Raw genomic sequence first — 10,675 nt, forward strand, 5'->3', positions numbered from 1 at the left:
GGGATGACGCCCTGCCGCGGGGGCAGGGCTGCTCCTCTCTTCGACCTACTTGGCGGTGTCGTAGTACTGGGCGGCGCCGGGATGCAGCGTGACGCCGATGCCGTCCGCCGCCGTCTCCGGCCCGAAGTCCTTCAGCGCGGCGTTGACGCTGTGCAGCTCGGCCGCGTTCTCGACGATGGCGCGGGTGATCTTCTCCACCAGCTCCGGATCGAGCGACTTGTTGGCGATGAGGACGTTGTTCATGCCGACCGCGAGCGTCGCCTCCGTCTGGCCCTTGTAGGTGCCGGCCGGAATCTCGATCGACGCGTAGCCGGGGTTCTTCTCCTGCAGCGCGGCGATCTTGTCCTCGCCGACGGGGATGAGCCGCACGCCGGTGCCGAGGGCCACTTCGGAGATCGCGCCCGAGGGGACGGACAGGATGCCGGTGAAGACGTCGAGGTGGCCGTCCTTCATCTGCATCGAGGCGTCGGCGTAGGAGAGGCGCTCGACGCGGCCGAGGTCGTCGTAGGAGAGGTCGTAGAGGCCGAGGACGTTCTGGGTCATCACGTCGGTGGAGCCGCCGACGACGCCCGGATTGACGATCTTGCCGGAGAAGTCCTCGACGCTCTTGATGTCGCTGTCGGCGCGTACGGCCATCTGGTACGGCGAGGCGTAGAACTTCGCGATCCCGGTGATGTTCTCCTGCGGCCCGGCGAAGTGCTGGCCGATGCCCTCGACCGCCTCGGCGTTGGTGGTGGAGAGCGACATCGCGAGGTCGTACTGGCCCGCGTTGGTGCCGAGGATGTTGGCGACCGTCACGCCGTTGACGACGCTGACGCGCGTGCCGGGGACTTCCCGCTCGATGATGTTGGCGAGCGCCGCGCCGAGCGGATACCAGGTCCCGCCCGAGGGGCCGGACGCGAGTGTCAGGTTCTGCGCGTTCGCCGGGGTGAGGCCGAGGCCCACGCTAAGTGCGATGATCGCTCCGAATGTCGTCTTCATGGTCGTTTCTCCCTTTGATGGCCCGCTTTCGGGGCGCGGGTTGCCGCTGTGCCGGCGCCTGGGGAGGGCCGAGGTCGCGTCCCGTTGCGTTGTTGTCCGTGAGACGGGCGCCGATGGCGGCCGCTTCCTCCATCAGGAGGGCGGTGGCCTGCTCGCGCCGCGCGCCGGAAAGGCGATCGCCGACGGCGGCGACGCTGATCGCCGCGACGACGAGACCCGAGGCGTCCCGGACCGGGGCGCCCATGCCCGTCATCCCGGGGATGACGAAGTTGGGAAGCTCGGTCACGCCGGCTCCGCGCGCGATCCCGGCGTTGGCTCGGATCATCTCGACGGTGATGTGGGGGTAGTTGCCGAGCCGCCCGGCCTGGGCCTGAAGCGTCTCCTCGCCTTCCGGCTCGGCGAGCCAGGCGAGGAGGGCGAGGCTGCCGGCGCCGACGCCGAGCGGCCGGCGGCTGCCGATGTCGAGCGACAGCGCCTGGATCGGGTAGGCGCCGACGTGCCGGTCGATGCACAGCGAATCGAGCCCGCTGCGGACCGACAGGAAGCTGGTGTCCTGCAGCTCGTGGGTGAGGCGGGCGAGGCCGGGGCGCGCGGCCTGGCGCAGCCGCGCCTGGTTCGCGGGCGCGCCGAGGGTGGCGAGGAAGTCGGCATCGACGCGGAAGCGGCGGTCCTCGCCGCGGACGAGCGCGCCGAGCGAGACGAGGCTCGCGAGCAGCCGCGACGTCGACGCCTTGTGGAGGCCGAGGTGGAGCGAGACGTCGGTCACGCGGGCGCCGGCGGTCCCGGTCTCGGCGACCGTCCGCAGCGTCGTGATCGCGCGAGAGACGCTCTGCATCTCGTCCATGGCGTGGTCTTCGGCTCCGCAGTCTCGTTATGCGCAACAGAAAGAGCATTAATTATCGCTTCAATCAACACGTATCAGCGATGTTTTTCGGCGCATGAAATGAAGTTGCGAACAGTGAGACAAAACCCCGTCGCCTCGAAACGCGCGGCGCGGACCCGTCCCTGCGGCAGGGGCGGAGCCGGGCAGAATGCGCAGCGACACTCCGATGCGGGTCGCGCCGGGCGCCTCGATCAGTGGGCGGGTTCTCGACCGGGCCCGGCGTGAGCGTCAGGACCGATTGGGAGGGGGCAGACGCGCGGTGTCAGCACCCCGGGCCTGAGCCGTCGGCGGTCCGTTCCGGAGGTGGCGCTTGTTCGGGGCGGGGGCCGGCCGTTTCGCGAGCGGCGCGGCGGCTGGTGTCAGGCCGTGAAGATCTTGGCGAGGTGGCTCCCGAGCGTGGCGTCACGCCAGGATCGACCGCGCCAGCCGACATAGCCGTCCGGCCTGACGAGGACCGCGGTCTCGCCCGGCCCATACGCTGCGGCGAACGATCCTTCCGCGTCGACGCAGAGTGGCATCAGCGGCTGCCAGGCGACGTCGGCCGGTGCGATCGCGCAGAGGCGCACGTGCGTGCCGTACGTCGCCGCGAGGTCCGCGGCGAACGCACCGAGTTCGGCAAGCGCCGTCTCGCCCGCATCGCCGAGCTGGACGAGGAGCACGTGGTCCGTCCCGCGAAGGATGTCGAACAGGCGGACGGGAAAGCCGATGCCGCGGCGCCGCAGTCCGGCGGCGTCCGGAGCGCGATCGCCGGGCGCCGGGCCGTGCGCCGGTAGCGGCGGCTCGCCGGCGGTCACGAAATCGCCGCCGCGATAGCTCACCAGGATCTGCGTGTCGGCGAGGCGGTCAGGCTTTTCACCCTTGGCCCGGCCGTAGTTCTCGCTCGCCGCGCGGGTCCGCTGCACGACGTCGGCGCCCACCGGCCGGCGCTCGCTCTCGTAGCTGTCGAGGAGCGTTTCGGGAGCCGCGCGCTGCAGCACAAGCGCGAGCTTCCAGGCGAGGTTGTAGGCGTCCTGGATCCCGGTGTTCATCCCCTGGCCGCCCGTCGGCGGGTGGATGTGCGCCGCGTCGCCGGCGATGAAGACGCGCCCGTCGCGGTAGCGGTCCGCGAGGCGCATGCTGATGCGGAAATAGGACGACCAGCGCAGGTCCGAGATCGGCGGCAATTCCGGCAGGAGCGCCGCCGCGACGGCCGCGATCGCCGCCAGATCCGGTCCCTTCGCCTCGGTCTGGATGCCGTGGTCGGTGCCGGCCGCGTCATCCCCGGGCTCCGGTGCCAGCATCGAGACGCGATAGCGGCCCGCCTCCGGCAGCGGGATGGCGATGAACATGTCCGGCGCGGCGTCCTCGTTCAGCCTGAGGGCGCGCAACGCCATGCCGCGCGGCAGGTCCCATTCGATCCTGACGTCGCCGAGCATGAAGCCCATCGGGAAGGCCTCGCCCGGAAAGCCGATGCCGAGCGCGTGCCGCACCGCGCTGTGGGCGCCGTCGCAGCCGACGACGTAGCGGAAGCGCGCGTTCTCGGCCGAGCCGTCGGCGTGTTCCAGCCGCGCGGCGACGCCGGTCCCGTCCTGGACGAGCTCGCTCAGCGCGACGCCGCGCTCGACCGCAATGCCGAACCGCGCGAGGTGGCGGCCGAGCAGCCGCTCGGTCTCGTACTGCGGCAGGCCGAGCTCGGAATAGGGGAGGTCGTCGAAGGTGGCGGCGGTGTCGCCGACGGGGTGCCCGTCGATGTACGAGCGCATGCCCTCGAGCCAGAGGCCGGCGTCGACCATCTCGCGGGCGACCCCCATGTCATCCCACACCTCCAGCGTGCGCGGGGTGACGCCGATGGCGCGGCAATAGGGGAGCGGGATCTCCATCCGGTCGACGATGCGGCAGCGGATGCCGTGGCGTGCGAGCTCGGACGCCATCGTGAGGCCCACGGGACCGGCCCCGACCACCAGAACGTCCGACATCCGCGCCCCTGTTTCGCGTGAGTTCAACGACGGCGCCCAGACTGTCGGCCCGCCGCGCACCCTGTCAATCGGCGCAGCCGGGCCGGATCGGACCGGCTCGCCCTCGCCGGCCGGGTCGGGTTCGATGTCGTTCGGAAGCAAAAAGGGGAGGCGATCGAAGGCGGCCATAGGCGGTGCACCGGGGGGCGCTACATCCTGCCCGTGCCCTCACGGCCCATCCGTAGGCCCGCGTCAGCGAGCATGACGGTAAGCAGACCCGGAGCCATCAACCCGGCCGTCGGCCAATTCCCTGATCGGGCAGGCAACGGCGGCCTTTCATGGCCAACGAACGACCATGTGCCGGCCCTGGTCTGACCGGGCGTGATGACGAGCACGTGGCGTCGCTCACCCCACGATGCGTTTCGAAGGATCGCACATTGCGTCACCACGAGCCGATTGCCGATATGGTGATGCCGAACGAACTGCCTGGGGATATGTCCAATCGTCAGCCGCTCTTGTCCAACCCATCAAACGACCCAGTCGAAGGCGTTGATTTGTTGGCGCGCCGGGGAGGATTCGAACCCCCGACCCCCAGATTCGTAGTCTGGTGCTCTATCCAGCTGAGCTACCGGCGCCGGCCTTGCAGTTCCGGGCGAACCGGAGTGCGTTGGAGGCCCCCATCTATCCCCCCGCTCCGGCCATTGCAAGGGCCTAATTCCAAACGCCTGGGAAATTTTGGCGGGTGCGTTCGCGTCTGTGCATAAGTCTTCCGGCGACGGCTCGCGTCTACCGGTCCGCTCATCGTGGAGCCTGGCGCGCAGCACCGTTGCCGAAACGAGGGAAGGGGGCATCCGCGTCGCCGCGCGCGTTGCGAGACGGGGGGCGCGGCGAGGGATCGCCACCGGCCGGGGACGAGACCGGGGCGATTGCGGATCGCGGCAAGAAAAATCTTGCTGAGATGCGATCGCACCGGCACTCCTTCGTGGGAGGATCGGATCGAACGCGCCGGCGGGGGTGGCCTTCGCGGCGGGTCCGTCCTCAACGGCGGCCGGGGACCGCGGCATGCGAGCCGATGGACCGGGCCGGACCGTTCGCGCGCCTCCCGCTGGCGGCCCCGCCTGCGGATCGACCATCGAGAGAGCAAAGAGCCATGCACCGCATCAATTCGATCATCGCCGTCGTCCTCGTCATCCTGATCGCGATCTTCGCGATCCAGAACACCGGGTCGGTCACCGTCGCGCTGTTCAGCTGGTCGCTGACGGCTCCGCTCGCTGTCGTGGTGATCGGCGTCTACGTCCTCGGCATGCTGACCGGCACGACGCTCTGGGCCGCGCTACGCCGGCCGCTGCGCGAGCGCAAGGCCGGCTGATCCGCCGGGCGCAGACGGCCCGGCGGCGAGTGCCGGGTCAGATCTTCGCCGCCTTGAGCCGCAGCGAGTTGGAGATGACCGACACCGATGACAGGCTCATCGCCGCCGCCGCGAACATCGGCGACAGCAGGATGCCGAACACCGGGTAGAGCACGCCCGCCGCGATCGGTACGCCGGCGAGGTTGTAGATCAGCGCGAAGAAGAGGTTCTGGCGGATATTCGCCATCGTCGCCAGCGACAGGCGGCGCGCGCGCACGATGCCGTTGAGATCCCCCTTCACCAGCGTCAGGCCGGCGCTTTCGATGGCAACGTCGGCGCCGGTCCCCATGGCGATGCCGACGTCGGCCGCCGCGAGTGCCGGAGCGTCGTTGACGCCGTCGCCCGCCATCGCGACCGTGCGGCCCTCACGCTTCAGCTCGGCGACGATGGTGGCCTTGTCCTCGGGGGAGACGTCGGCGCGGATGTCGTCGATGCCGAGCCGGCCCGCGATCGCCCTGGCGGTCCGGGCGTTGTCGCCGGTCGCCATGATGATGCGAAGGCCGAGCTCGTGCAGCGCCTTCAGGGCGTCGGCAGACGTCTCCTTCACCGGGTCGGCGACGCTGACGAGACCGGCGACGGCCCCGTCCACCACCACGAACATCACCGTCTCGCCCTGGTCGCGGCGCGCGTCGGCGTCATCGGTCGGGGCAGCGATGCCGAGGTCGGACAGCATCTTGGCGTTGCCGAGCGCGACGGCGCGGCCCTCGACGCGGCCGGAGACGCCCTTGCCGGTGGCCGCCTCGAAGTCCTCCGCCTTGGCGAGCTCGAGGCCGCGCGCCTCGGCGCCCTTCACGATCGCCTCGGCGAGAGGGTGCTCCGAGCCGCGCTCGAGGCTCGCGGCGAGGCGCAGCACCTCGTCTTCGTCATGGGCGCCCTCGGGGACGACGGCGACGAGCTCGGGCTTGCCGATCGTCAGCGTCCCGGTCTTGTCGACGATCAGGGTGTCGACGCGGGCAAATCCCTCCAGCGCCTCCGCGTCGCGGATGAGGACGCCGGCCTGCGCCCCGCGTCCGGTGGCGGCCATGATGGACATCGGCGTCGCCAGGCCCAGCGCGCAGGGGCAGGCGATGATCAGCACCGAGATCGCCGCGACCAGCGCGTGGCCGAACGACGGGGAGGGGCCGAAGGCCGACCAGGCGACGAACGCCAGCACCGCGACGCCGATGACCGCCGGCACGAACCAGCCGGCAACCCGGTCGGCGAGCTTCTGGATCGGCGCGCGCGAGCGCTGCGCCGAGGCGACCATCTCGACGATGCGCGACAGCATCGTGTCCTTGCCGATGCGTGTCGCCTCGATGATCAGGGTGCCGGAACCGTTGAGCGTCGCGCCGGTGACGGTGTCGCCGGCGACCTTCTCGACCGGGACGGGTTCGCCCGTCAGCATGGACTCGTCGATGGAGGAGCGGCCCTCCACGACCGTCCCGTCCACGGGCACCTTCTCGCCGGGGCGCACGCGCAGCCGGTCGCCCAGCACGACATCCTCCAGCGGAACCTCCTCCTCGCGGCCGTCCGCGCGGACGATGCGCGCCGTCTTTGCGGCAAGGTCCAGGAGGGCGCGGATCGCGGTCCCGGTGCGCTCGCGCGCCCGCAGCTCCATGATCTGGCCGAGGAGCACGAGGACGACGATGACCGCCGCCGCCTCGAAGTAGACGCCGACCTCGCCGTTGTGGTCGCGGAAGCCCGCCGGGAAGATGCCGGGCACCAGCACGGCGACGAGGCTGAAGAGGTAGGCCGCCGCCACGCCCATGCCGATGAGGCTGAACATGTTGAGGTTCATCGACCGGAACGAGCGTGCCCCGCGCTCGAGGAACGGCCAGCCGCACCACAGGACGACCGGCGTCGCCAGCACCAGCTCGGCCCACTTCGCGACGCGTGGGCCGATCAGCGCCGGGACGTCGAGCCCCGCCATCGGCCCCATCGCGATGATCACCAGCGGCACCGTCAGGATCGCCCCGACGGTGAAGCGCCGCGTGAAGTCGACCAACTCGGGGTTGGGGCCGACCTCGCCCACCGGCACGCCCTTCGGCTCGAGCGCCATGCCGCAGATCGGGCAGCTCCCGGGGCCGACCTGCTCGATCTCGGGGTGCATCGGGCAGGTGTAGATGGTGCCTTCGGGCATCGGCTCCGGCGCGGGGCGGTCGCCCATGTAGGAGGCCGGGTCGGCCTCGAACTTCTCCTGGCAGCGGGAGGAGCAGAAATAGACCTTCTCGCCCTCGTGGCGGACCATGAACCGCGCGCTCGCGCGGTTGACGTTCATGCCGCAGACCGGGTCCTCGGCCGTCAGGTAGTCCTGCGGCGCGGCGGCGAACTTCTTGCGGCAGCCCTCGCAGCAGAAATGATAGGTGTGGCCGTCGTGGACATGGGTCGGCTTGCCGGCGGCGGGATCGACGGTCATGCCGCAGACAGGGTCGCGCACGACCGTCGGCGGCGGTGTGGTCTCCGGCATGGCGTGTTCGTGGGCGTGATGGGTGTGGGCCATGGCCTGCCTCATGTGCTGCGGGTGCCGATTGCGGGCAACGGAAGCGATGTGGGGCTTCCAGTCACTGGAAGGTCAAGAGACCCGCACCCATCTGATTGCGAGGCACATGGAGGCGTATGGAGACGTCGATGAATATCGGAGATGCGGCCGCGCACAGCGGCGTTCCGGCCAAGACGATCCGCTACTACGAGGACATCGGCCTCGTGCGCCCGCAGCGGCTCACGAACGGTTACCGGGTCTTCGGCGAGGGGGAACTGGCGGCGCTCGCCTTCATCGGCCGGGCGCGCTCGCTCGGCTTCAGCGTCGAGGACTGCCGTACGCTCCTCACGCTGGAGCGGAACGACCACCGCCACAGCCACGACGTGAAGGCCGTCGCCGAGGGCCACCTCACCCGCATCGAGGCGAAGATCGCCGAGCTTCAGGCGATGCGCGCCACCCTGGAAGCGCTCGTCGTGCGCTGCCATGGCGACGACCGCCCGGACTGCCCCATCATGGACGACCTGCGCGGCGCCTGCCCGGCGGAATAGCGGTCCGCCGTGTCGACACCTGTGCCGGCGCCGCGGGATCGAGGACGGCTCCGGCGTCTGGCCAAATCGACGGAGCTGCGATGACCCCGCCCGCGAGCGATGGGTGAGTGCCGCGCAAGCTGGCGTGCGGCTCGTGCCCCGCGGACGCGTGAGGTCACGCGGGGCGGCGCTTGCGCCGCGCGGAGGTGTCGGAGTGCGGAGCGGGAGGCCAACGGCCGGCATGTGCGTGCAGAACCGCGTCAGGCGGTGGTGCAGATCGCGCGGCGATGACCGGGGAGGTTGGGTTTGGAACCAAGTTGTGTGGGAAACTTGGTAGGCGCACACGGACTCGAACCGTGGACCCGCTGATTAAGAGGACCGAATTTCACTCTTAAAATCAGATAGTTAGACGAAGGTGGGCGCCAAAACGAAGGGTGGACAATCCTTCGCCGTTAAGGGTTCGCCCAACCCACAAAATAATGAACCCGGCTTTCTGAGCCGGGTTACTTCATACCATTCCGAATGCGCGTTGGGCCGTTCGCATTCGCTGGTACTCCGGTTCTATCCGATAGAACCCTTGATCCCAATGCCGCAGCCTATCGCTAGGATCTGCGTGACAACGGTACAGACGGAGTCGTCCAAAAAGCTATCGTCGTCCGCCATATCCTCCAAGGCAATGCCGGTATGCTTCGGGAACAACCCGACGAACTCATTGGCAATGCGGTCAACGAGACCGTAAAATTCTTGCTCTGAAACTTCCACGCTAATCCACTCTTCTTAACCGGTAGCACCATTGCTTCCGTAATCGACACCTATGATGCGCCGGCATTCGTGTCAATGCTTTATTTTCACCGACGAATACGAAACCAAACTCAATAATCCTTGAGCGAATACCTTAAGCCCCATTGTGGCTACAGGCGAACGGGACCATCGGCAAAATACCCTGCAAAATTTCGCGGGTACTGGTTGGTGCTGCGGTCCGATTAGACTCACGCCGAACACAATTCAAGATACCCATTCCGGGCGTATTGGATTTAGGCAGTAAATTATAAAATACTATTTTGTTAGCCAGAGTTCAGGCGGACTCTGGCGAAATTTCAAATGCAAATGCCGCTTGACGACCGGCCTGCTTCTGGGCAGTCTTAACAACATCACCAACGGAATCACATATGAAAGGTTGTAGATGCAGGTTGATTACGAAGCTGAAGCTCAGGCCGGATATCGCCTCATGGCGGAATGGGCCGAAGAGATTGAGTGCATGGCGTTCGCGCCGGCCTTCGGGGCGGACTATCACGACGAATTCGGCGACGATGACGAGTTCACCGAGGAGGAGGAAGCCATCCTCGACGCGCTGCTATGCGGCGATGACGAATGGGGCGGTGAGACGTCCAAGTTCACCGACGTCGAGTTTGAGGCGATGGCCCGTGTCGGTCGTCGGCTGATGGGCGATTGGAACTGCGGCGTGGTGCCGACGAAGCAGCTAAACGACGATATCAGCGTCGTCTTGCCACCGGTCAGATCGGAGGTGTGCGAAAACGCCTGGAATGACGAGTGTGTCGCGTTTAATGCCACCTACCATGGCGTAGGGGTGAATGACGCAGGGGACTACGTGTACCCGCGCCATCCCGAGATTGGACGCCTTCTCAACGTCCATTCATATGCGCCCCTCACCGACGAAGGATGCCACCGGGCCTTTGCTGGCGCATCATTTCGTTGACGACCAGATGGCGCATTCGATCCTCTACCGCGTCCCCAATGGCCTTGGCCTGCTTAGCGTCGGCAACGGGATCGCCCGATGCCTTGCTCTCCACGTTGATCACCGGGGCGAAGTTGACGGTCTGATTGCCGCCAACCGAGCCCGCCATCATTGCTGCGCTCGCACCGCCAACGGCACCGCCAGCCGCAAAGGCCGGAAGCCGGTCGATTGCACCGCTGTTGATCGCCTCCAGAAGGGGCCGAAAGCGCTTTGCCTGTTTGGCGCGAATGATGTGCTCGCCGTCCGACACACGCGCTAGAATGGAATCGCTGGTGCCCGAACCGGGGCCACTGATCCTGCCGCCACTGGCGAACGAAGGTACATTCACCTCGCCACCGCCTGCGAACCCCAAACCACCCAACAGGCTGCTGAACAGGTTGCTAACTACCATATTCAGTAGTTGATCGGCGAGGCGGGAAAGGGCGTTTTGCAAAGCCTCTACGCCAGACTTGCCGCTCTTCAGATCCTGCAAGAATCCGGAGAACGCATCGGAGAAGGCCGAACCAAGCTGTTGGCCTAGCTGCGCAGTTTCCTGGGCAGTGTCCGCCGCTGCTGCCTTTTGGGCCTTCAGGGCTTCGGTCTCGGCATCAAGAGCCTGTTCGTGCTGATATCGTTGCGTCACGAGGTCGGCGATGCGCTGGCCTTGCTCGGTGGAGTGCACCCCATTTCGCCGGACAAGCGGCGGTTGGATTTAGGCACTGAGCCTGATGAACTCGCGCGGCGAGCGG

9 protein-coding genes and 1 tRNA gene are annotated in these 10,675 nt (G+C 67.7%); 3 read left to right on the forward strand and 7 right to left on the reverse strand.

Annotation, left to right across the window (positions count from 1 at the left end; translation table 11 throughout):
• Positions 1 to 45 precede the first annotated feature (45 nt).
• The 4 genes from DLJ53_RS25775 to DLJ53_RS25790 all read right to left on the reverse strand — a co-directional run bounded on the left by DLJ53_RS25775 (position 46) and on the right by DLJ53_RS25790 (position 4,433).
• A complete protein-coding gene (locus DLJ53_RS25775) occupies positions 46 to 981 on the reverse strand; it encodes a TAXI family TRAP transporter solute-binding subunit (protein WP_111350604.1) in 936 nt (311 codons plus the stop codon).
• Positions 947 to 1,825: an IclR family transcriptional regulator gene (locus tag DLJ53_RS25780; protein ID WP_111350606.1), complete on the reverse strand. Its 879-nt coding sequence runs from the start codon at positions 1,823 to 1,825 to the stop codon at positions 947 to 949. The genes DLJ53_RS25775 and DLJ53_RS25780 overlap by 35 nt, the downstream gene beginning before the upstream one ends.
• Positions 1,826 to 2,223: 398 nt before the next feature.
• On the reverse strand, positions 2,224 to 3,819 hold the full coding sequence (locus DLJ53_RS25785) for an FAD-dependent monooxygenase (RefSeq protein ID WP_111350660.1): 1,596 nt from the start codon (positions 3,817 to 3,819) through the stop codon (positions 2,224 to 2,226).
• A 537-nt stretch (positions 3,820 to 4,356) separates the two neighbouring features.
• A tRNA-Arg gene (locus tag DLJ53_RS25790) sits at positions 4,357 to 4,433 on the reverse strand.
• 515 nt (positions 4,434 to 4,948) lie between these two features.
• On the opposite strand from DLJ53_RS25790, the gene DLJ53_RS35320 reads away from it, so the two are divergent.
• On the forward strand, positions 4,949 to 5,167 hold the full coding sequence (locus DLJ53_RS35320; RefSeq protein ID WP_162409548.1) for a lipopolysaccharide assembly protein LapA domain-containing protein: 219 nt from the start codon (positions 4,949 to 4,951) through the stop codon (positions 5,165 to 5,167).
• Positions 5,168 to 5,204: 37 nt separating this feature from the next.
• Here DLJ53_RS35320 and DLJ53_RS25800 read toward each other — a convergent pair whose 3' ends face one another.
• The gene (locus DLJ53_RS25800; protein ID WP_111350610.1) at positions 5,205 to 7,685 is read right to left on the reverse strand and encodes a heavy metal translocating P-type ATPase; all 2,481 of its coding nucleotides are present in this window, start codon (positions 7,683 to 7,685) and stop codon (positions 5,205 to 5,207) included.
• A gap of 128 nt (positions 7,686 to 7,813) precedes the next feature.
• Here DLJ53_RS25800 and cueR point away from each other — a divergent pair, with 128 nt between their 5' ends.
• The gene (gene cueR, locus DLJ53_RS25805) at positions 7,814 to 8,212 is read left to right on the forward strand and encodes a Cu(I)-responsive transcriptional regulator (RefSeq protein ID WP_111350662.1); all 399 of its coding nucleotides are present in this window, start codon (positions 7,814 to 7,816) and stop codon (positions 8,210 to 8,212) included.
• A gap of 540 nt (positions 8,213 to 8,752) precedes the next feature.
• Here cueR and DLJ53_RS25810 read toward each other — a convergent pair.
• Positions 8,753 to 8,953 carry a hypothetical protein gene (locus tag DLJ53_RS25810; RefSeq protein ID WP_111350612.1) on the reverse strand — a complete coding sequence of 67 codons (201 nt, stop codon included), beginning with the start codon at positions 8,951 to 8,953 and terminating at the stop codon, positions 8,753 to 8,755.
• A 421-nt stretch (positions 8,954 to 9,374) separates the two neighbouring features.
• On the opposite strand from DLJ53_RS25810, the gene DLJ53_RS25815 reads away from it, so the two are divergent.
• Positions 9,375 to 9,908, forward strand: a complete 534-nt coding sequence (locus DLJ53_RS25815; protein ID WP_111350614.1) for a hypothetical protein — start codon at positions 9,375 to 9,377, stop codon at positions 9,906 to 9,908.
• Here the strand turns inward: DLJ53_RS25815 and DLJ53_RS25820 are convergent.
• Entirely contained in the window at positions 9,859 to 10,608 is a 750-nt protein-coding gene (locus DLJ53_RS25820) for a hypothetical protein (RefSeq protein ID WP_111350616.1), read from the reverse strand. The two genes, DLJ53_RS25815 and DLJ53_RS25820, sit on opposite strands and share 50 nt — an antisense overlap.
• Positions 10,609 to 10,675 lie beyond the last annotated feature (67 nt).

Source organism: Acuticoccus sediminis, assembly GCF_003258595.1.
Classification (GTDB): domain Bacteria; phylum Pseudomonadota; class Alphaproteobacteria; order Rhizobiales; family Amorphaceae; genus Acuticoccus; species Acuticoccus sediminis.

Coding starts and splice junctions, on each gene's coding strand:
- DLJ53_RS25775 (WP_111350604.1), bottom strand. CDS start 981: ATGAAGACGACATTCGGAGCGATCATCGCACTTAGCGTGGGCCTCGGC.
- DLJ53_RS25780 (WP_111350606.1), bottom strand. CDS start 1,825: ATGGACGAGATGCAGAGCGTCTCTCGCGCGATCACGACGCTGCGGACG.
- DLJ53_RS25785 (WP_111350660.1), bottom strand. CDS start 3,819: ATGTCGGACGTTCTGGTGGTCGGGGCCGGTCCCGTGGGCCTCACGATG.
- DLJ53_RS35320 (WP_162409548.1), top strand. CDS start 4,949: ATGCACCGCATCAATTCGATCATCGCCGTCGTCCTCGTCATCCTGATC.
- DLJ53_RS25800 (WP_111350610.1), bottom strand. CDS start 7,685: ATGGCCCACACCCATCACGCCCACGAACACGCCATGCCGGAGACCACA.
- cueR (WP_111350662.1), top strand. CDS start 7,814: ATGAATATCGGAGATGCGGCCGCGCACAGCGGCGTTCCGGCCAAGACG.
- DLJ53_RS25815 (WP_111350614.1), top strand. CDS start 9,375: ATGCAGGTTGATTACGAAGCTGAAGCTCAGGCCGGATATCGCCTCATG.